The 19,559-nt window shown below is 74.0% G+C and carries 20 protein-coding genes and 3 tRNA genes; 6 read left to right on the plus strand and 17 right to left on the minus strand.

What is annotated here, in order from left to right; genetic code table 11:
- Nucleotides 1-58 precede the first annotated feature (58 nt).
- The 3 genes from AB0H28_RS07125 to leuC form a co-directional block, all read right to left on the minus strand.
- Nucleotides 59-685, minus strand: a complete 627-nt coding sequence (locus tag AB0H28_RS07125) for an HU family DNA-binding protein (RefSeq protein ID WP_358035473.1) — start codon at nucleotides 683-685, stop codon at nucleotides 59-61.
- Nucleotides 686-845: 160 nt separating this feature from the next.
- Nucleotides 846-1,433, minus strand: coding sequence for a 3-isopropylmalate dehydratase small subunit (leuD, locus tag AB0H28_RS07130; protein WP_358035476.1), 588 nt, complete (start codon nucleotides 1,431-1,433; stop codon nucleotides 846-848).
- 16 nt (nucleotides 1,434-1,449) lie between these two features.
- Complete coding sequence (gene leuC / locus AB0H28_RS07135) at nucleotides 1,450-2,892, minus strand: 3-isopropylmalate dehydratase large subunit (RefSeq protein ID WP_358035479.1); 1,443 nt, start codon at nucleotides 2,890-2,892, stop codon at nucleotides 1,450-1,452.
- Between the two features lie 49 nt (nucleotides 2,893-2,941).
- Between leuC and AB0H28_RS07140 the strand changes: the two genes are divergently transcribed.
- On the plus strand, nucleotides 2,942-3,628 hold the full coding sequence (locus AB0H28_RS07140) for an IclR family transcriptional regulator (RefSeq protein ID WP_327022305.1): 687 nt from the start codon (nucleotides 2,942-2,944) through the stop codon (nucleotides 3,626-3,628).
- A 132-nt stretch (nucleotides 3,629-3,760) separates the two neighbouring features.
- Here AB0H28_RS07140 and AB0H28_RS07145 read toward each other — a convergent pair.
- From AB0H28_RS07145 to AB0H28_RS07160, 4 genes are all read right to left on the minus strand, one after another.
- Nucleotides 3,761-3,833, minus strand: a tRNA-Glu gene (locus AB0H28_RS07145).
- Nucleotides 3,834-3,982: 149 nt separating this feature from the next.
- Nucleotides 3,983-4,055 (minus strand) — tRNA-Glu (locus tag AB0H28_RS07150).
- Between the two features lie 75 nt (nucleotides 4,056-4,130).
- Nucleotides 4,131-4,202: transfer RNA gene (locus tag AB0H28_RS07155), tRNA-Gln, on the minus strand.
- Nucleotides 4,203-4,310: 108 nt separating this feature from the next.
- Nucleotides 4,311-5,114: a fumarylacetoacetate hydrolase family protein gene (locus AB0H28_RS07160; RefSeq protein WP_358035483.1), complete on the minus strand. Its 804-nt coding sequence runs from the start codon at nucleotides 5,112-5,114 to the stop codon at nucleotides 4,311-4,313.
- A 173-nt stretch (nucleotides 5,115-5,287) separates the two neighbouring features.
- Between AB0H28_RS07160 and AB0H28_RS07165 the strand changes: the two genes are divergently transcribed.
- Nucleotides 5,288-6,652 carry a hypothetical protein gene (locus AB0H28_RS07165; RefSeq protein WP_358035486.1) on the plus strand — a complete coding sequence of 455 codons (1,365 nt, stop codon included), beginning with the start codon at nucleotides 5,288-5,290 and terminating at the stop codon, nucleotides 6,650-6,652.
- A gap of 33 nt (nucleotides 6,653-6,685) precedes the next feature.
- Entirely contained in the window at nucleotides 6,686-7,576 is an 891-nt protein-coding gene (locus AB0H28_RS07170; RefSeq protein ID WP_358035489.1) for a 3-methyladenine DNA glycosylase, read from the plus strand.
- A gap of 117 nt (nucleotides 7,577-7,693) precedes the next feature.
- On the opposite strand, the gene AB0H28_RS07175 is transcribed toward AB0H28_RS07170, so the two are convergent.
- The 9 genes from AB0H28_RS07175 to AB0H28_RS07215 form a co-directional block, all read right to left on the minus strand.
- On the minus strand, nucleotides 7,694-8,836 hold the full coding sequence (locus tag AB0H28_RS07175; RefSeq protein ID WP_358035492.1) for a cellulose binding domain-containing protein: 1,143 nt from the start codon (nucleotides 8,834-8,836) through the stop codon (nucleotides 7,694-7,696).
- Between the two features lie 85 nt (nucleotides 8,837-8,921).
- Entirely contained in the window at nucleotides 8,922-9,497 is a 576-nt protein-coding gene (locus AB0H28_RS07180) for a GNAT family protein (RefSeq protein ID WP_358035495.1), read from the minus strand.
- 48 nt (nucleotides 9,498-9,545) lie between these two features.
- Nucleotides 9,546-9,971 (minus strand): alternative ribosome rescue aminoacyl-tRNA hydrolase ArfB, encoded by a 426-nt coding sequence (gene arfB / locus AB0H28_RS07185; protein ID WP_358035498.1) that lies wholly within the window; start codon nucleotides 9,969-9,971, stop codon nucleotides 9,546-9,548.
- A 10-nt stretch (nucleotides 9,972-9,981) separates the two neighbouring features.
- Nucleotides 9,982-10,278 carry a hypothetical protein gene (locus tag AB0H28_RS07190; RefSeq protein ID WP_358035501.1) on the minus strand — a complete coding sequence of 99 codons (297 nt, stop codon included), beginning with the start codon at nucleotides 10,276-10,278 and terminating at the stop codon, nucleotides 9,982-9,984.
- Between the two features lie 88 nt (nucleotides 10,279-10,366).
- Nucleotides 10,367-11,227, minus strand: a complete 861-nt coding sequence (locus tag AB0H28_RS07195) for a trypsin-like peptidase domain-containing protein (protein ID WP_358035504.1) — start codon at nucleotides 11,225-11,227, stop codon at nucleotides 10,367-10,369.
- Between the two features lie 45 nt (nucleotides 11,228-11,272).
- The gene (locus tag AB0H28_RS07200) at nucleotides 11,273-12,232 is read right to left on the minus strand and encodes a VWA domain-containing protein (protein ID WP_358035506.1); all 960 of its coding nucleotides are present in this window, start codon (nucleotides 12,230-12,232) and stop codon (nucleotides 11,273-11,275) included.
- Nucleotides 12,229-13,218: a DUF58 domain-containing protein gene (locus tag AB0H28_RS07205; protein ID WP_358035948.1), complete on the minus strand. Its 990-nt coding sequence runs from the start codon at nucleotides 13,216-13,218 to the stop codon at nucleotides 12,229-12,231. Before AB0H28_RS07205 ends, AB0H28_RS07200 begins: the two co-directional genes overlap by 4 nt.
- A 140-nt stretch (nucleotides 13,219-13,358) precedes the next feature.
- Nucleotides 13,359-14,408, minus strand: coding sequence for a MoxR family ATPase (locus AB0H28_RS07210; protein WP_358035509.1), 1,050 nt, complete (start codon nucleotides 14,406-14,408; stop codon nucleotides 13,359-13,361).
- 192 nt (nucleotides 14,409-14,600) lie between these two features.
- Entirely contained in the window at nucleotides 14,601-15,125 is a 525-nt protein-coding gene (locus AB0H28_RS07215) for a hypothetical protein (RefSeq protein WP_358035512.1), read from the minus strand.
- A 280-nt stretch (nucleotides 15,126-15,405) separates the two neighbouring features.
- Between AB0H28_RS07215 and AB0H28_RS07220 the strand changes: the two genes are divergently transcribed.
- Nucleotides 15,406-16,389: an endonuclease/exonuclease/phosphatase family protein gene (locus tag AB0H28_RS07220; protein WP_358035950.1), complete on the plus strand. Its 984-nt coding sequence runs from the start codon at nucleotides 15,406-15,408 to the stop codon at nucleotides 16,387-16,389.
- An 18-nt stretch (nucleotides 16,390-16,407) separates the two neighbouring features.
- Here the strand turns inward: AB0H28_RS07220 and cimA are convergent, their stop codons facing one another.
- A complete protein-coding gene (gene cimA, locus AB0H28_RS07225; RefSeq protein ID WP_358035514.1) occupies nucleotides 16,408-17,988 on the minus strand; it encodes a citramalate synthase in 1,581 nt (526 codons plus the stop codon).
- Nucleotides 17,989-18,272: 284 nt separating this feature from the next.
- Between cimA and AB0H28_RS07230 the strand changes: the two genes are divergently transcribed.
- Complete coding sequence (locus AB0H28_RS07230; RefSeq protein WP_358035516.1) at nucleotides 18,273-18,737, plus strand: PRC-barrel domain containing protein; 465 nt, start codon at nucleotides 18,273-18,275, stop codon at nucleotides 18,735-18,737.
- 59 nt (nucleotides 18,738-18,796) lie between these two features.
- Nucleotides 18,797-19,528, plus strand: coding sequence for a tyrosine-protein phosphatase (locus AB0H28_RS07235; protein ID WP_358035518.1), 732 nt, complete (start codon nucleotides 18,797-18,799; stop codon nucleotides 19,526-19,528).
- The last annotated feature ends 31 nt before the right edge of the window (nucleotides 19,529-19,559 follow it).

The following is a 19,559-nucleotide window of genomic DNA, read 5'->3' on the forward strand; positions in this document are numbered from 1 at the left end:
TACCACGAGGCGAGGGCGCCCACCGCGAACGGTGGGCGCCCTCGAACGGGCCGTCCGGTCAGCGCCGGGTGGCGGCCTTCTTGGCCGGAGCCTTCTTCGCGGTCGTCTTCTTCGCCGCCGTGGTCTTCTTGGCCGTGGCGGACTTCGCCGCGGTCGTCTTCTTGGCCGCGGCGGTCTTCTTCGCCGGGGCGGACTTCGCCGCGGTCGTCTTCTTCGCCGCCGCGGTCGTCTTGGTCGCGGCGGCCTTCTTGGCCGGCGCGGCCTTCTTGCTCGCCGCGGTGGTCTTGGTGGCCTTCGCCGCCGTGGTCTTCTTGGCGGCCCCGGTGGTCTTCGCCGCCGTGGTCTTCTTCGCCGCCGTGGTCTTGGCGGCGCCGGTGGTCTTCTTCGCGGCGGTGGTGTCCTTCGGCACCTTGCCGCTGGCCACCATCTCCTTGAAGCCCGCACCCGCCCGGAAGGTCGGGACGGAGGTCTTCTTGACCTTCACCGCCTCGCCGGTCCGCGGGTTACGGGCTGTTCGGGCCCCACGGACGCGCTTCTCGAACGCTCCGAAACCGGTGATCGCCACCTTCTCGCCCTTGGTGACCGCCGCCTGGACCTCAGCGAGTACCGCGTCGAGCGCGGCCGTCGCCGTCTTCCGGTCCCCCAGGCGAACGGCGAGCGCCTCGATGAGCTCGGCCTTGTTCACGACTTCCTCCCGATTGTGCAACTGACTCGACGCGAGCCATTCTGCGCGCACCGTATGCCCTGTGCTGCCTGGACACAAACATTCGGTGGAAAAAAGCCCTTGTGTCGCAACGGATTCGCCCCCACCGGCCGGGCCGGTGGGGGCGAGAAGGGGCCCGCGGTCAGGCGATCGAGGGCAGGAAAGCGGGCCGGGCGGCCTCGTACGCGCCGATCTCGGCCTCGTGCCGGAGGGTGAGTCCAATGTCGTCCAAGCCCTCCATCAGCCGCCACCGGCTGTGGTCGTCGAGCGGGAAGGACCAGGCGGAACCGGCGGCGCGGACCTCCCGGGCGGCGAGGTCGACGGTGACCGGGGTGGTCGGGTCGGCCTCGGCGAGGGCCCAGATCTGCTCCACGGCACCCAATTCCAATTCGACCGGGAGGAGACCTTCCTTCAACGCGTTGCCCCGGAAGATGTCACCGAAGCGGGGGGACACGACGGCCCGGAAGCCCCAGTCCCGCAGCGCCCAGACGGCGTGCTCGCGGGAGGAGCCGGTGCCGAACTCCGGACCCGCCACCAGAATCGACGCCCCGGAATAGGCGGGATCGTTGAGCACGAATGACGGGTCCTCCCGCCAGGCGTTGAACAGGCCGTCGGCGAACCCGGTCCGGGTCACCCGCTTGAGGTACACGGCGGGGATGATCTGGTCGGTGTCCACGTTGGACCGACGCAGCGGCACGGCGGTGCCGGTGTGTGCGGTGAACTTGTCCATCTCTCGGCTGCCCTTCTTACAGCTCGGCGGGGGCGGCCAGGCGGCCGACCACGGCGGTGGCGGCGGCGACCGGCGGGGACACCAGATGGGTACGCCCACCCCGGCCCTGGCGACCCTCGAAGTTGCGGTTGGAGGTCGAGGCGGAACGCTCCCCCGGCTTCAGCGTGTCGGGGTTCATCCCGAGGCACATCGAGCAGCCGGCGAACCGCCACTCGGCGCCGGCGTCGGTGAAGACCTGGTCCAGCCCCTCGATCTCGGCCGCCTCCCGCACCGCGGCGGAGCCGGGGACCACGAGCATCCGTACGCCGTCGGCGACCTTCCGCCCGCGCAGCACGTCGGCGGCGGCCCGCAGATCCTCCAGGCGCCCGTTGGTGCAGGAGCCGACGAAGACCACGTCCACCGCGACGTCGCGCAGGGGCGTGCCCGGGGTGAGGTCCATGTATTCCAGCGCCCGGCGGGCCGCGACCCGCTCCGGCTCGGTGCCGAACGCCTCCGGGTCCGGCACGCTCGCACCGAGCGGCGCGCCCTGACCGGGGTTGGTGCCCCAGGTGACGAACGGGGTGATCCGGCTCGCGTCCAGCGTCACCACGGTGTCGAACGTGGCACCCTCGTCGGTGGGCAGCGTCCGCCAGTGTTCGAGCGCGGCGTCCCAGTCGGCGCCCTGCGGCGCGTTGGGCCGCCCCTTCAGGTACGCGAACGTGGTCTCGTCCGGCGCGATCATGCCGGCCTTGGCACCCCACTCGATGGACATGTTCGCGATGGTCATCCGGCCTTCCATGGAGAGGTCGCGGATCGCCTCGCCCCGGTACTCCACGATGTGACCGCGCCCGCCGCCGGTGCCCACCTGCGCGATCAGCGCGAGCACCAGGTCCTTCGCGGTGACGCCGGGCGCCAGCTCGCCGACCACCTCGACCGCCATGGTCTTCGGCCGGGCCTGCGGCAGCGTCTGGGTGGCCAGCACGTGCTCGACCTCGCTGGTGCCGATGCCGAAGGCGAGCGCGCCGAACGCGCCGTGGGTGGCGGTGTGCGAGTCTCCGCAGACGATCGTCATGCCCGGCTGGGTGAGACCGAGCTGCGGGCCGATGACGTGCACGATGCCCTGGTTCTCGTCGCCCAGCGGGTGCAGCCGCACGCCGAACTCGGCGCAGTTGCGGCGCAGCGTCTCGATCTGGGTGCGCGAGGTGGGGTCGGCGATGGTGAGCAGGTCGCCGCGGCGGGCCCGGAACGCCGGGTCGTCGTACCCGGTCGGGGTGTTGTGGTCCTCGGTCGCGATCGTCAGGTCGGTCCGGCGGACCCCGCGCCCGGCCAGGCGGAGCCCGTCGAACGCCTGCGGGCTGGTCACCTCGTGCAGCAGGTGCAGGTCGATGAAGAGCAGGTCCGGCTCGCCGGCGGCGGAGCGGACCACGTGCGCGTCCCAGACCTTCTCGGCCAGGGTCCTCGGTCGAGTGACTCCCACCATCTGGACATCCTAAATTCTGGGAGGTAAATTTCGGCTTGTGGGACACAGTATGAGCGGTGTCGGCGTTCTCGACAAGGCGGTGGTCATCCTGGCCGCCTGTGTCGACGGCGCCAGCCTGGCCGAACTCGTTGAACGCACCAAGCTGCCCCGGGCCACCGCGCACCGGCTGGCGCAGGCGCTGGAGATCCACCGGATGTTGGTCCGGGACACGCAGGGCCGGTGGCGCCCGGGCCCACGCCTGGGCGAGCTGGCCAACGCGGCCCCCGACGTGCTGCTGACCGCCGCCGAGCCGCTGCTGGCCGCGCTGCGCGACGCCACCGGGGAGAGCGCCCAGCTCTACCTGCGCCGCGCCGACGAGCGCATCTGCGTGGCCGCCGCCGAGCGCGCCAGCGGCCTGCGGGACACCGTCCCGGTCGGCTCGGTGCTGCCGATGACCGCCGGTTCGGCGGCGCAGATCCTGCTCGCCTGGGAGCCGCCGGAGGCGGTCATGCCACTGCTGCCGCGCGCCAAGTTCACCGGCCGCACCCTGGCCGAGGTGCGCCGGCGGGGCTGGGCCCAGAGCGTGGCCGAGCGGGAGGCCGGCGTGGCGAGCGTCTCGGCCCCGATCCGGGACCGCACGGGCCGGGTGATCGCCGCGATCAGCATCTCCGGCCCGATCGAACGCCTGGGCCGCCGCCCCGGCGAACGCCACGCCATGGCCGTAGTCCGCGCCGGCCAACGCCTCTCCGGCCTCTAACCCCACCCACCCCCATCCCGCCGCGTTGATCATGAAGTAGGCGGCGCCTATGATGATCAACAGGGCGGGGTGAGCGGGTGGGGGAAGGCGAACGGCCCGTCTCGCTCCGCGAGACGGGCCGTTCGGTGAAAGTAGCCCCGACCGGATTCGAACCGGCGCTACCGCCTTGAGAGGGCGGCGTCCTGGGCCACTAGACGACGGGGCCAGGCACATTTCCTGCTTCACCGCCCTCGCGGGCGGTGCGGCAGTAGTCTAGCGGCACCACGTCCGGCGCCGCCGAGGGGGGTCACCCCCACAGGTGGGCCGAACAGCGGAACAGCCCGCCCCGAGCAACGGGACGGGCTGACGGTGCTGTAGCCCCGACCGGATTCGAACCGGCGCTACCGCCTTGAGAGGGCGGCGTCCTGGGCCGCTAGACGACGGGGCCAGAACCTTCATGCACTCCGGCAGCGGCAACTGCCAGAATCCAGCGGCCGGGATTCTCCACGAACCCGCGGCTGCGCTGGGGTACCAGGACTCGAACCTAGACTAACTGAACCAGAATCAGTCGGGCTGCCAATTACCCCATACCCCATTGGCCCCTTGCGGCGCCGGGAATGAACTTTACCCTCCCGGTGCCGGCAGGCCAAATCCAACCCCCCGGACCGCATGTGACCTGCGGAAACGAGGCATCGAAGCCGGATCAGACGACCGGGACCACCGGGTTGCTCAGCTCCCCGATCCCCTCGATCCGCACGGTTACCGTATCCCCCTCGGTGAGCGGGCTAACCCCCGCCGGGGTGCCGGTGAGCACCACGTCACCGGGCAGCAGCGTCATCACGTGCGAGATGTACGACACCAGGCCCGGCACGTCGAACACCATGTCCTTGGTCCGGCCGAGCTGGCGCACCTCCATCTCCTCCGGGTCGCGGCCCACCTCGCAGCGGATCTCCAGGTCGCGGACGTCCAGCGCGGTGGTGATCCACGGCCCGATCGGGCAGAACGAGTCGAAGCCCTTGGCCCGGGTCCACTGACCGTCGGACCGCTGGAGGTCCCGCGCCGTCACGTCGTTGGCACAGGTGTAGCCGAAGATGGCCCGCTCGGCGGCGGCCCGGTCGGCTCGGCGCGCGCCGGGGGCGCCGATCACCACGGCCAGCTCCGCCTCGTGCTCGACCTGCGTGGAGAAGATCGGCAGGCGGATGGCGTCGCGCGGACCGATCACCGAGGTGGACGGCTTCAGGAAGAGCAGCGGCTCCTTCGGCACCTCGCTGCCGTGCTCGGCGGCGTGCTCGGCGTAGTTGCGGCCGACGCACACCACCTTGCTCGGCAGGATCGGCGACAGGAGCCGGACGTCGGAGAGCGCCCAACGGGCGCCGGAGAACTGGATCTGCCCGAACGGATGGCCCTCGATCTCGGCGATGGTCAGGCCCTGCGGCCCGGCCTCCGGCTCGCCCTCGACGACCCCGAACGACATTCCCTTGGCATGAGCGAAACGAGCGATACGCACCCGGCCAATCTATCCCGGTCCCCCGCACCGGCCGCCGGACACCGGCAGGTGGCACGCGTCGCGGCGGGGCCCCGCCATGGTACGTCGCCCCGCACCGGCCGGGGCGGAAATGCCCGCTTCGTACCCGCCCGGCGGCCACCGGCCCATAGCTTCGGTTGCGGAGGTTCGTTGGTATGCCTGCATCGAGACGACACCACAGGACCCTGGCAGTGCTCGTGAACTGTCTCGGCGTCATCGCCGCCGTGCCGGCGCTGCCCCCGGCGGCGCCCCGGGCGGCGGCGGCTCCCGCCCGGCCCGCCCCACCACCGGCCGTGGTCGCCGCACCCGCCCGCCCGGTCGCGGCGGCCACCGGAATCCCGACCGGTGTGCCGGCCGTGCCCCCGGCGGTGCCGACCACCGGCCCGGCGCCGGTCCGGCCGTCGATGCCACCGGTCAGCGTGGCCGTCGGCGCGGCCGGCACGCCCGCGCCGGGCTACCGGATCGAGGTGCGCAACGCCGGGACGGCGCCGGTCGAGACGATGGTCCGGCAGGAGCTGCCGAGTGGCGCCCGGGCCACCACGGTGACCGGCGGCGGTCGGGCCACCGGCCCGGTGGGGGCCACCGCAGGTGTCATCACCTGGCGGCTGCGGCTGCCGGCGCGGAGTACGACCGCGCTGCACACCGCGCTCGCGGTGACCGGGCCGGGCCGGTCGGTGACGGCACCCACCTGCGTCTACGGCACCGACGGCACCCGGCCGTACGACTGCGCCACGGCGACCTGGGTGAACCCGGCCACGGCCCCGGCTGCGCAGGTGACGGCGGCCCCGCTCTGGCGCCGCCCGCCGGTGCTGCTGGCCGCGCTCGCCGCCGTGCTGGTGGTCACCGGCGGGGTGCTCTGGTGGGCGGCGCGACGCCGGCGGCGGCCGGCCGGCGACGCGCCGCTGCGCACCGTCAGGTCCGGCACGGGCCCGGCCGGCACCGTCTACCCGCGCCCGGCGCTGCCCACCCCCGCGTCCCGACGTCGCCGGCCGCCGGTCTGGCTGGCGGTCGGCGTGGCCGCGGCGGTGCTGGCCGGCGTGGTCGGCGCGGCGGCGTGGACCGCCACCCAGCGGGTCGCCGCGATGGACACCTCCAAGCAGCCGACCAGCGGCGCCTGGGTGGGCAGCACCGTCAGCGGCGGGCTCGGGGTGCCGCTGCGGGAGACCGCGTTCGAGTTCACCGTCTACCGGATGAGCTGCGGCGCCGGTGTGATGCCGGCGGCACCCGGCGGCGGGCGGCCCTGCCTGGCCACGGTCGGCGTGCGCAACGTCACCTCGGAGCAGCAGACCTGGCACGGTCAGTTGCAGCGCGCGTACCTGCCCAGCGGCAACTGGGTGGCCGCCGACGAGGACGCCACCCGGGTCGCCAACCTCGGTCGGGACCCGTTCGCCCAACCGGTGGCCGCCGGGCGGCGGGTGCTGCTGCCGCTGGTGTTCACCGTGCACGGGGCGCAGCCGCCGAAACAGTTGGAGCTGCGCAGCGGCGTGTTCTCCGCCGGCGTGCGGGTGGACGTGGACTGACCGAGGGCGGGGCGCGGTGCGTACCCTGGTGCCGTGACCGCCGCCCTCGCCCCCGCCGCCGTGCTCGACGCGGCCGACTGGCAGGCCCGCCGGCGCGACCACGAGGAACGGGTCGACGCCTGGCTGGCGCCGCACCTGGCCCGCCGCCGCACCGGGGTGAAGCATCCGGTGGAGGACTTCCTCTTCACCTACTATTCGCACCGCCCGGCCCAGTTGCGCCGCTGGCATCCGGGCGCGGGCGTGGCGCTGCGCGACGCCGACCCGGCCGGGTTCGGCCCGGACTACACCGCCGGCGCCGCCGGGCTCACCCTCGACACCGGGCGGGTACGCGCGCGGCGCACCGAGTCGATCGCCTGGATCCGCACGCTGCTGGTGGCGACTGCCGGCCGGGTGGCGCAGTTCGGCTGCTTCGGCATGCACGAGTGGGCGATGGTCTACCGGCAGACCCAGGAGCAGGTGCGGCACAACGCCTGGCCGCTGCGGCTCAGCCCGGCGGCGACCGCGGCGGTGGTCGAGGAGCGTGGCGTCCGGTGCAGCCACTTCGACGCGTTCCGCTTCTTCACCACCCCGGCCCGGCCGCTCAACGTGCTCCAGCCCGCCCGGGAGAGCCAGCACGCGCTGGAGCAGCCGGGCTGTCTGCACGCCAACATGGATCTCTACAAGTGGTCCTACAAGCTCTCCCCGCTGGTGCCGTCGGAGCTGGTGGCGGACGCGTTCGCGCTGGCCCGGGAGATCCGCGTGCTGGACATGCGGGCCAGCCCGTACGACCTGGCCGACCTGGGCCATCCGCCGGTGCGGGTGGAGACCCCGGAGGGCCGGGCGGAGTACACCACCGCCCAGCGGGGGTTCGCCGAGCGGGCCGCCGGGCTGCGCGCCCGGCTGCTGGCCGCGCTGGACCGCGCCGCGCCGGTCGGCCCGGCCTGAGCCGGCGCGGGCCGACCGACAGCGGCGAGGTGTCCGGTCGATCGCGCCGGGCGCCCCGGTGGGACCGCGCCGGCCGGCTCGGCTGGTCGGAGCCGGCCGGCGGGTGCCGCTCGCCGGTCAGCCGAGAGTGCAGACGGGCAGCGGCGGCGGGTTCGGCACCGCGCCGTCGGCCAGCAGGCCGAACGTGGCCTCGGCGCCCGGGGCCAGCGCGCCGTTCCAGGTCGCGCCGCGCGCGGTCACCGCGGTTCCGCTCTGCGCCAGTTGGGCGTTCCACGCCTGGGTGATCCGCTGGCCGCCGGTGAGCGAGAAGCGGACCACCCAGTAGGGAATCGCCACGGCCCCGGTGTTGCGGACGGTGATCTCGGCCTGGAAGCCGCCCGGCCACTGACCGATGATCCGCCAGGTGGCCGTGCAGCCGCCGACCGTCGGCGTCGGCGACGGGCTGTCGGTCGGATACGGGAGTCCGGTCGGCGTGCCGGTGGGCGTCGGAGTGGGCGTCGGCGAGGTGGTCGCGGTCGGGGTGGGCGTCGGGATGGTCCGGCGCAGCGCGGCGGTGAGCGCCGGGTACCACCGGTCGGACATCTTCTGGTCGCCGGCGGCGTTCGGGTGCACCCCGTCGTAGGTGTCGGTGGCGGTGCTGAAGCCGGTCCACTGGTCGACCACCACGATCGGCGAGGCGGCGGTGGTCCGCGCCGACGCCCAGCCGTCGATGGCGGCGTTGAGCGCGACGGTCCGCTGCCCGCACTGCGGGCAGCTCGCCGGGTTCATCGGGATGATCTTCGCGACCAGCACGGTGGTGGCCGGGTTCGCGGCCCGCATCTGGTCCACCAGCTTCGAGTACGCGGCCAGGATGGTGCCGGGCGCGATGTTGCTCCACACGTCGTTGGTGCCGAGGTGCATCAGCACCACGTCGGGGTGGGTGGCGGCGAGCCAGCCGGGAAGCAGGTTCTGGTTGGCGATGTTCGTCGCCAGGTAGCCGCCGTGGCCCTCGTTGTCGCCGTCGTAGGTCACGCCGCAGCCCTGCGGCCCGAGGGTGCCGACGAAGTCGACGTCGGTGTAGCCGGTGGACTGGAGGCGGTTCCACAGCACGGCGCGCCAGCAGCCGGGCGACCCGGTGATGGAGTCGCCGAGCGGCATGACGCGGACCGGGGCGGCGGCCGCGGCAGCGGGTGGGGTGGAGACGAGGGCGAGGCCGAGGGCCAGGGCGGGCAGCAGCGCGGCAATCGCGGTGAGCGTGGCGCGCAGGCGGTTTCGGGACATGCGGGAGGGACTCCTGTCACGTGACGGTTGGTCGGTGACGGCCCTGACGCTCCCCTAGGCATTGAAGCGCTTCGACGCCTCGGACTCAACCCTCCGGACGGCCCCGGTGCCGGAACCACTCGGGCGCGAGGATCGACATGACCGTGGTGTCGACCCAGTCGTCGCCGTCGCGGAGCACCTGCCGCAGCGTGCCCTCGGCGACGAAGCCGACCTTCTCGTAGGCCCGACGGGCCCGCGGGTTGAACGCGAACACCTCCAGCCCGATCCGGTGCAGGCCGAGCCGCTCGAAGCCGTGGCCGACGATCAGCCGGACCGCCTCGGTGCCGAGGCCACGGTCGCGCCCGCCGGGGCCGATCAGGGTGCGGAAGTTGCAACTCGCGTTGACCCGGTCCCACTCGTTGAGGACCACCTCGCCGACGCAGGCCCCGCCGGCCCGGTCCACCACGGCCAGGTCGAGCCGGTCGGTCTGGCCGTTGCGGGTGCCGTACCAGGCCCGCAACCGGGCCGGTTCGAAACCCTCGCCGGGCGGGCTGCCGGTGAGCCGGGCCACCTCCGGGTCGGCCAGGACCGCCGCGAGCGCGGGCAGGTCGCCGTCGTGGAACGGGCGGAGCAGCACACGCTCGCCGGTGAGCGTGGGCTTGACGGAGAAGTCGGTCGGCACGGGGCGATTCTGCGACCCGCACGGCCGGCCGCTCAACCGGATTCCGGGTCAGTCGCCGTCCACCCGGCGGTCGCGTTTGCGCTGGGACTGCCGCTTCTTGTCGGCCAGCCGGCGCTCCTTCGCGCCCCGTGACGGGCGGGTCGGCCGGCGCGCCTTCGGTGGCGGGGCGACCGCCTCGCGCAGCAGCGCCGCCATCCGTTCCCGGGCCGCCTCCCGGTTGGCCAGTTGCGCTCGGTGCTCGCTGGCCGCCACGGTCAGCACACCGTCGACCAGCCGGCCGGCGAGCCGGTCCAGGGCCCGCTCCCGCAGCGCCTCCGGCACGCTCGGCGAGCCGGCCAGGTCGAAGCTCAGCTCGACCCGGGAGTCGGTGGTGTTGACCCCCTGGCCGCCTGGGCCGGACGACCGGGAGAACCGCTCCCGCAGCTCGGCGGCCGGCACCACGAGCCGGTCGGTCACCCGCAGTCCGTCGTCCACGACCCCGAGGCTAGCGCCCCGGGCGGTGGCTCGGGCTCGGGGTCACGGTCGGTGCGGGACCGGCCCGCTCCTCGTTCGAGCCGGCCGCCGCGTAGGCGGCGGCGCCGACCAGCAGCAGGGCGATCACGGCGGCTTTGACGGCCACGCCCCGGATCGCCGCCCACGCGGTGCGCCGGGCGCCCGGCACGCTGGTCCGGACCGTCTGATAGTCCTTCCAGCCGCGCTTGGCACGGGCGTACGACGCGCCGACTCCGGCGCCGATGACCAGGCCCACCAGGAGGAGGGCCGCAAGGACAGCTTGCTCCACCTCCGCCAGTATCCATACTCAGCGTAATATTTCCATTATCCGATGCTCCCACGCCGGATATCCGACACTTCCCGCCCGTCTGCGCAGGTCAGCCACCCTTGCCGATGATCGTGTCGGCGGTCTGCTGCACCTGGTCGATCGGGATGGCGAAGCCGATGCCGATCGAGCCGTTCCCGTCGATGGTGGCGATGGCGGTGTTCACCCCGACCACCTCACCGCGCGCGTTCACCAGCGGTCCGCCGGAGTTGCCCGGGTTGATGGAGGCGTCGGTCTGCACCGCGGTGTGCCGGCCGTTGCCGATCCGCACCTGCCGGTTGAGCGCGCTGACGATGCCGGCGGTGACCGTGCCGGAGAGCCCGAGCGGGGAGCCGACCGCGAGCACCGGCTCGCCCACCCGGGTCGCGTTCGGCTTGGCCAGCGGCAGCGGCGGCAGGCCGGCCGACGCGGGCACCTTGAGCACGGCCAGATCGCTGTCCGGCGCCCGGCCCACCACCTCGGCGGCGAGCCGACGCCCGTCCGCGGTCTCCACGGTCACCGGGCCGGCACCGCCCCGGGCCAGGATGTGGTCGTTGGTGACGATGTGCTGCTCGTTGTCGATGGCGAACCCGGAGCCGGACGCGCCCGCGCCGGACCTGCCGCCGACCAGCACCGAGACCACCCCGGGCACCGTCCTGCCGGCGGCGGTGACCAGTTCGGCCGGCACCGGGGCGGCGGCGGCCGCCGACGGGCCCGGCGCGCCCCGGTCGGCCGCCCAGGTGCCGGCCGCGGCCCCGGAGACGGTGGCGAGCGCCACCACCGCCGCCGCGCTCAGCAACCGGCTCCGCCAGCTCCGCCGGCCCGGCGGCACATCGAATCCGGGTACGTCGGACCGGCCGCGCCCGTCCGGGTCCAGCTCGGGCGAGACGAACCACGGGCCGCGCGGCTCACCGAGTCCGGTCTGCACTGCCATGCCTGGCTCCTCACGTGTCGTGCGTCGTCCGCCTCACCGGCGCGGTCAGGGCAGTCGGGAGAACCACCGCAGTGATCCGGCGGCGGCGCCCATGGCCAGGACCAACCCGAGACCGATGAAACGGGCCGAGATGTCCTGCCGTTGCGTGCGGTAGCCGACCGAGGTGCCGATGTCCTCGTAGACGTCCTTCAGCTCGCGGCTGGTCGACGCCTCGTGGAAGCCGCCGCCGGTCTCCTCGGCGACCGCCTTGAGCGTCTGCCCGTCCACCGGCACCTGGATCGCCCGGCCGCCCCGGTCGACCGAACCGCCGGGCGTGCCGAACGAGATGGTGTGCACCGGGACCTTGGCCGCCACCGCCTGGTCGGCCGCCTCCATCGGGTCCGTCCCGGAGGTGTTCGCGCCATCGGACAGGATGATGATCCGGGCCGGCGGCGGGTCCTTCGCGGCGGTGGCGTCCAGACTCTTCACCGCGCCCAGCGAGGTGCTGATCGCCTCGCCGATCGCGGTGCCCTGCACACCGGTGATGCCCTCGGCGAGCCGCTCGATCCCCTCGTGCAGCGCCTCGCGGTCGGTGCCCGGTGGCACCAGCACCGCCGCGCTGCCGGCGAACGCCACCAGGCCCACGTTGAACTCGTCCGGCAGTCCGTCGACGAAGGTGCGGCCGGCCTCCTTCGCCGCGGTCAGCCGGTCCGGGTCCACGTCGGAGGCGAGCATCGAGGTGGAGACGTCCACCGCGACCATCACGGTGGCTCGTTCCCGGGGCACCCGCACCTCCGCCTCGGGCCGGGCGAACCCGACCACCAGCAGCGCCAGCATGCCCAGGAAGAGCCCGGCCGGGACGTGCCGGCGCCAGGCCGGCCGGCGCGGGGCCACCCGGTCCAGCAGGCGCAGGTTGGTGAACCGGAGCGCGTAGCGGCTCTGCCGGCGCTGGAGCACCAGATAGCCGGCGACCAACGCGGCGACCGCGAGCAGCAGCCAGAGGCGGGCGGGCGACTGCCAGCTCATGCGGCACCTCCCCGGCCGCCGGCCGGTGCCAGGGCCAGCCGGCGCTGCTCGTGCACGTGCCGGACGACGTCCACGCACCAGTCCCGGTCGGTGCGCAGCGCCAGGTGGGTCGCGCCGGCCCGGCGCAGGGCGCGGCGCACCCGGTCGCGCTCGGCGGCGGCGGCCCGCGCGTACCGCTCGCGCAACGCCGGGTCGCCGGTCCACACCTCGCGGCGCCGCCCGCTCTCCGGGTCGAGAAGGGTGACCAGTCCGACGTCGGGCAGCTCCAGCTCGCGCGGGTCGGTCACCTCCACGGCGAGCACCTGGTGCCGGGCCGCCAGCCGGCGCAGCGCCGCCGCCCAGGGCGGGGGCGTGTCCGGGTCGTCGGGCAGTTCGTCGAGGAAGTCGGAGACCACCACCGCCAGCCCTCGCCGGGTGGCCACCCGCTGCAGGCCGGCGAGGCCGTCGGTCAGGCCCGGCGTCGGGGTCGCGGCGCGCCCGCCGGCCCGGCCCGGTCCGCGCGGGTCCGGCGGGTCGCCGGTACGCGGGGCGCCGAGCAACGCGCGGAGCAGCCCGAGCAGATGGACCCGCCCGCTGCGGGCCGGAAACCGGCGCAGCCCGTCGGCGGTCAACACCTGCGCGCCGAGCCGGTTGCCCACCCCGGCGGTGAGGAAGCCGACGCCGGCCACCGCGGCCACCGCCAGCTCCCGTTTGTCCAGGGTGGATGTGCCGTACTCCATGCTGGCGCTGGCGTCGACGAGGAGCCAGGTGGTCAGCTCCCGGTCGGCGTCGACCTCCCGTACGTGCGGCACGGTGGTCCGCGCGGTCACCGCCCAGTCCATCCGGCGCACCTCGTCCTCGCCGGGCCGGTATTCCCGGCTGCCGGCCGTCTCGCTGCCGGGCCCGGGCAGCAGGCCCCGGTAGCGGCCGTGCAGCAGGCCGTCGAGCCGCCGGGTCACGGTCAGCTCCAACCGGCGCAGCCGCTCGTCGGGGGCGAGGTCGGCGATCCCGGGGTCGGCGGCGCCGAGCCCGGCGCGGGCGGCGACGCCGGGACCACCGGACGCATCCGGACCGGCGTGCGGCCGGACCGAGGCCGCCGTACCCGGGCCGGGCCGGGCGGACGCGGCGGCGGGAGCGGCCCGGCGGTTCACGCCGCCGCCAGGTCCGACGCCGCCGGCGCGGGCCCGCTCACCAGTCGGGGCGGTGGCACCGCCTCGACCAGGCGGCGCACCACGTCCACCCCGGACACCCCGTCGGCGACCGCGTCGAAGGAGAGCACCAGCCGGTGCGCCAACACGTCCACCGCCAGCTCGCGCACGTCCTCGGGCAGCACGTAGTCCCGGCCGTGGATCAGCGCGTGGGCCCGGGCGGCGGCCACCAGGCCGAGCGTGGCGCGTGGGCTCGCCCCGTACGCCAGCAGCGGCGCGATCTCGGGCAGGCCGAAGCGGCCCGGGTCGCGGGTGGCGAGGATGAGCCGGACCACGTACTCGGCGAGCGCGTGGTGGACGAAGACATCGGCCGCGCGGCGTTGGAGTTCCCGCAGCCGGGCCGGGTCGAGCACCCGGCGCGCGGTGGGCCGTTCGGTGCTCATCCGGTAGAGGATGGCCAGTTCGTCGGCGTCGCTCGGGTAGTCGACCACGACCTTCATCAGGAACCGGTCCCGCTGCGCCTCGGGCAGCTGGTAGACCCCCTCCGACTCGATCGGGTTCTGGGTGGCCAGCACCAGGAACGGTTCGGGTACGGGCCAGCTCCGCCCGGCGATGGAGACCTGCCGCTCGGCCATCGCCTCGAGCAGCGCCGACTGCACCTTGGCCGGGGCCCGGTTGATCTCGTCGGCGAGCACCAGGTTCGCCATGACCGGGCCCAACTCCACGTCGAACGTCTCGGTGGAGGCGCGGTAGATCCGGGTGCCGACGATGTCCGACGGGACCAGGTCGGGGGTGAACTGGATCCGGGAGAACGTGCCGCCGACCACTGTGGCGAGCGTCTGCGCGGCAAGCGTCTTCGCCACCCCCGGCACGCCTTCCAGCAGGCAGTGGCCGTCGGCGATCAGCGCGGTGAGCAGGCGGTCGACGAGCCGGTCCTGCCCGACGATCACGCGTTTGACCTCGAAGAGGGTCTGGTCCAGCTCGACGCCGCTCGCGTCCGCATCGACCGGGGTGGGCATGCTGGCCAGGGTGTCCGAGATGTCCGTCACGGTGCTTGCTTCCCGGGCCGGAGCCGCGACAAACGTCGGATTATCCGGCCCAGGGCGGCCCGGGACGCCCCGGACCGGGAGGACCTCCCCGCCCCGGCGACAACCACGCGAAGCGGTGCGCGGAGCACCGGAGGGTGACGGAACACGACACCGGCCCCCACCGTGGCGGGGGCCGGTGCGTGGCGGGGCGGGTCAGCTCGTGACCACGAGGTGGAACGGCCGGGGCGAGTAGGAACCGCCGGAGGTGCGGGTCTGCACGAAGACCGCGTTGGGGATCAGGTAGCGCGGCGCGACGGACACCTCGCCGCCGGGCGGGACGTTGTTCGAATCGTTGGTCCCGACGGTCGCCACGTACGCCTTCTGGCTCACGTTGTAGTCCAGCAGCACCTGGTACTGCCCCGGGGACACGCCCACGCCGGGCGCGAACCGGAACGCGGACACCACGTTGCCGGAGTGTTGCAGCAGCGTCCCGGTGGACGACACGACCGCCCAGGCGACCTGACCCGCGGCCGGCGGCGCCAGGGTGGCGCGCATGGCGGTCCGGGCGGCCCGCTGCTCGGCCGTGCCGACCGGCGGCTGTTGACCGGCCGCCCGGGCCGGCGGCTGACCGACCTTCGACGCGGGCTGGGCGGCGACCGCGATCCCGCCACCGGCCACGGTGAGCGACAGCACGGCGAGCGCCACCACCGTCGCCTTTCGCTTGAAGAATGTAGCCATGACAGATCTCCCTCTTTTGACCGTGGTGATACGGCGGGCGCGAACAATTGCGGATCATCAGGGATCCGCATCGGGAGCGCACCGCTGCTGAGCTGGCCTTACTTGGAGAGTTGAGCGCCTCAACCAGGTGGAACCTAACACCGCAAAAAAGGCCGGTCAATAGCTGCCGACAGGAGTCGTCGACCGCCCGGAAACGCGCCGGAAATTGTGAGAAGAATGCACTCCACCATTCACGAAATTGCTTCGCGGAGGCACCGGTAGGGTGACCGGCGTGAGCACGGTGACGACTCCCCCGCGCGGCGGCGTCCGGGGTGGCCGGTGGACGACGGCGGCATGCTGGCTGGCCGTCGCGCCGGTGGCCGCCTGGGCGCTGCTACGCCTGACCGGGCTGGAGCGGGGCCCGCTGGTGCTGACCACCGCCTTCACGCCGTACGTCGCAGCGGTGGCGCCGGCCGTCGCGGTGCTGGCCCTCGCGCTGCGGCGACGCCTGCCCGCGGTGGTCGCGGCGCTGGCCACGGTGGCGCTGCTCGCCGCGGTGGCGCCGCGTGCGGTCGCCGACGACCAACCCGCGGCCGGCGGGCCGGTGCTGCGGCTGCTCACCGCCAACCTGCGCCTCGGCTCGGCCGACCCGGCGGCGCTGGTGTCGCTGGTCCGGACGCACCGCGTGGACGTGCTCACCGTGCAGGAACTCACCCCGGGGCTCGCCGCTGACCTGGACCGGCTCGGCCTGGCCACGCTGCTGCCGCACCGGTCGCTGAGCCCCGAGGTGGGCTCCACCGGCTCCGGTGTCTACGCCCGCCACCCGCTGCGCGACCCCGGCTACCGGCGTCACCGGAGATACTTCCTCACCCAGGCGTACGCGACGGTCACCGTGCCGGGAGCGCCGCCGCTGCGGGTGGAGTCGGCCCATCCGGGCGCGCCGTACGTCATCGACGCGGTGCCGCAGTGGTGGACCGACCAGCGGGCCCAGCCGCCGGCCACCCCGACCGGCGGGCTCAGCGTGCTGGCCGGCGACTTCAACGCCACGCTCGACCACGCCACGATGCGCCGCCTGATCGCCACCGGCTACACCGACGCCGCCGACGCGGTCGGGGCCGGGCTCGCCGGCACCTGGGGCCCCTACGACGGCGACCCGATCCCGCCGGTCACCATCGACCACGTGCTGGTGGACCGGCGGATCGCGGTGCGCGCCGCCGGCACCTGGCCGGTGTCCGGCAGCGACCACCGGGCGCTGCTGGCCGAGCTGCGCCTGCCGGCGGCGTGAGCCCCGGGTCGGGCCGCGCTACACGCGGGCGCGGTCGAGGCCGTAGGTGAGCGCGTCGACGAGCGCGTGCCAGCTCGCCTCCACCACGTTCGGGTGCACGCCGACGGTGGTCCAGTCCCGGCCGGCGCCGGCGGTCTCCACCAACACCCGGGTCACCGCGCCGGTGCCGTGGCTGCCCTCCAGGATGCGGACCTTGTAGTCGGCCAGCTCGAACTCGCGCAGCTCCGGATAGTGCCGGGCCAACCCCACCCGCAGCGCCTCGTCCAGCGCGTTGACCGGGCCGTTGCCCTCGGCGGTGGCGATCACCCGTTCGCCCCGTACCCGGATCTTGACGGTCGCCTCGGAGACCACCGCGCCGTCCTCGCGGTGCTCGACGAGCACCCGGTACGACTCCAGCGTGAACGGCCGGGCCGGCGCCGCGTCCGGCAACTCCGAGCGGACCAGCAGCTCGAACGAGGCGTCGGCGGCCTCGAACGACCAGCCGCCGGCCTCCAGTTCCTTGACCCGGCCGGCGACCCGGGACAGCGCGTCCGGATGGCCGGCCAGGTCGAGCCCCAGCTCGCGGCTCTTCAGCTCGATGCTGGCCCGGCCGGCCATCTCGGTCACCAGGATCCGCATGTCGTTGCCCACCACCGCGGGGTCCACGTGGTTGTAGAGCAACGGGTCGACCTTGATCGCGCTCGCGTGCAGCCCCGCCTTGTGGGCGAAGGAGGCGGCCCCGACGTAGGCCTGGTGGGTGTCGGGGGCGATGTTGGCGATCTCGGCGATGGCGTGCGCGACCCGCACCATCTGTTCCAGGCAGCCCTCCGGTAGGACCGGCATGCCGAGCTTGAGCTGGAGGTTGGCGACGATCGCGAAGATGTCCGCGTTGCCGGGCCGCTCGCCGTACCCGTTGGCGGTGCCCTGCACGTGCCGGACGCCGGCCTCGACCGCGGCGATGGTGTTGGCCACCGCGCACGCGGTGTCGTTCTGGGCGTGCATGCCGAACCGTTGCGGCGCGACCCCGGTGCGCGCCACCAGGTCCTGGATCGCGGCGGTGACCTGGGACGGCAGCATGCCGCCGTTGGTGTCGCAGAGCACGAACCGCTCGGCGCCGGCGGCCAGCGCGGCCTGCGCCACGGCGGCGGTGTAGCCGGGGTCGTGGCGGAACCCGTCGAAGGTGTGCTCGCCGTCGACGAAGACGCGCCGCCCCTGCGCCACCAGGTAGGCCACGGTGTCGGTGACCATCGCCAGGTTCTCCTCGGCGGTGGTGCGCAACGCCCGCTCGACGTGCCGCAGGTCTGCCTTGGCGACCAGCGCCACGGCCGGGGTCGCCGCGTCGAGCAGCGCGCGCACCTGCGGGTCGTCCTCGACCGCCCGGCCGGCCTTGCGGGTGGCGCCGAACGCGACCAGGACCGCGTGCCGCAGCTCCAGCTCGGTGCGGGCGCGGCGGAAGAACTCGGTGTCCTTGGGCACCGCGCCCGGCCAGCCGCCCTCGATGAAGCCGACCCCGAGGTCGTCGAGCAGGCGGGCCACCGCCAGCTTGTCGACCACCGAGTAGCTGAGTCCTTCGCGCTGCGCGCCGTCGCGCAGCGTCGTGTCGTACACCTGGAAGGTCATCGGAGTCCTCTTCTCGTGCCTGGGGAGAGCAACAAAAAGACCCCCCGCGGATGCGGGAGGTCTGCGCGCTCGGCGGAGGGGAAGGCCGGCGCGCTAGCTGCTAATGATCAGGACGGAGCTGGTCACGACCGGTACTCTGCCACTTCCGCCGGTCCGTGGGAGGCGTAATCCACATTCCGGGACGCCGGAGCGAGGGTTGGGCGGTCGGCCAACGGGTAGGAACTCCGCAAGGACGACACATTCACTCCCACGACGACCGACAGGTCGGGACAGGAGTCACCCCCATGGACAGGCTCGACCCGCACACCACGCACGGCACCACCGGTCCGGTCGCCGACGACGGCCAGGGCGCCTACGCCGGCGGCGCGCCGGCCGGCGCGTTCGACCCGTGGCGCTACCGCGACGAGGCCGGCGTGGCCAGCGCGGACCTCACCGACTACAAGGTCGAAGCCACCGACGGCGGCATCGGCAAGATCGACAAGGCGAGCCACGAGGTCGACGACAGCTACCTCGTCGTCGACACCGGCCCGTGGATCTTCGGCAAGAAGGTCATGCTGCCGGCTGGCACCGTCAGCCACGTCGACCACGACGATCGGAAGGTCTTCGTCGACCGGGACAAGGACCAGATCAAGGCCGCCCCGGAGTACGACGAGACCAACCACGCCGACCCGGCCTACCGGGACAAGCTCGGCGGCTACTACGGCGAGAACCACTCCGCGCTGCCGCCGGACGGCCCGGCGAGGATCTGACACCCGGCCACGGCCGGCGGGGCACACCGGTGCCGCCGCCGGCCGTTACCGTGTCAGGGGTGGACGCCCCGGAGACCCCCTTCCCCGCGTTGTTCAACTTCCGCGACGTCGGCGGCTACCGAGCCCGCGACGGGCTCGCCGTGCGCCGCCGCCGGCTCTACCGCTCCGACTCCCTGCACCGCATCGACGAGACCGACCGGGCGGCGTTCACCGCGCTCGGCATCCGCACGGTGATCGACCTGCGCCGCCCGACCGAGGTGGCCCGGGACGGCCGGGTGCCCGCCTACGACGGGCTGGTCTACCGGCACATCCACCCCGAGCACGAGGACTGGGCCGCCCGGCAATACTCGTCCTCCGGCGGCAGCCTGGCCCGCTACCTCGCCGACCGCTACGCCGACCTGGCCCGCACCGGCACGGCCGGGCTGGCCGAGGCGGTCGGCCTGATCGCCGACAGCGCCAACGCCCCGGTGGTGGTGCACTGCGTCGCCGGCAAGGACCGCACCGGCATCGTCTGCGCGCTCACGCTGGCCGTGCTCGGGGTGCCGGACGACGACATCATCGCCGACTACGCGCTGAGCACCGCCGCGTCCGAGCGGTTCAGCGCCTGGGTGCGGGCCACGAAGCCGGACGCGGAGGAGCCGCCACCGCCGTTCCTGGCCTCCCCCGCCGAGGCGATGGAGTTGTTCCTCGCCGAACTGCGCGCCGGCCACGGCTCGGTCGAGGGCTACCTGACCCGGGCCGGCGTCACCGCCGACCAGATCGGGGCGCTCCGCGCCCACCTGCTGGAGTGACCGGCGTGGCCGGCCCGCCCGGGGCGGGCCG

Origin of the sequence: Micromonospora sp. NPDC050980, from assembly GCF_040653835.1 — a bacterium.
In the GTDB taxonomy this organism is placed as follows: domain Bacteria; phylum Actinomycetota; class Actinomycetes; order Mycobacteriales; family Micromonosporaceae; genus Micromonospora.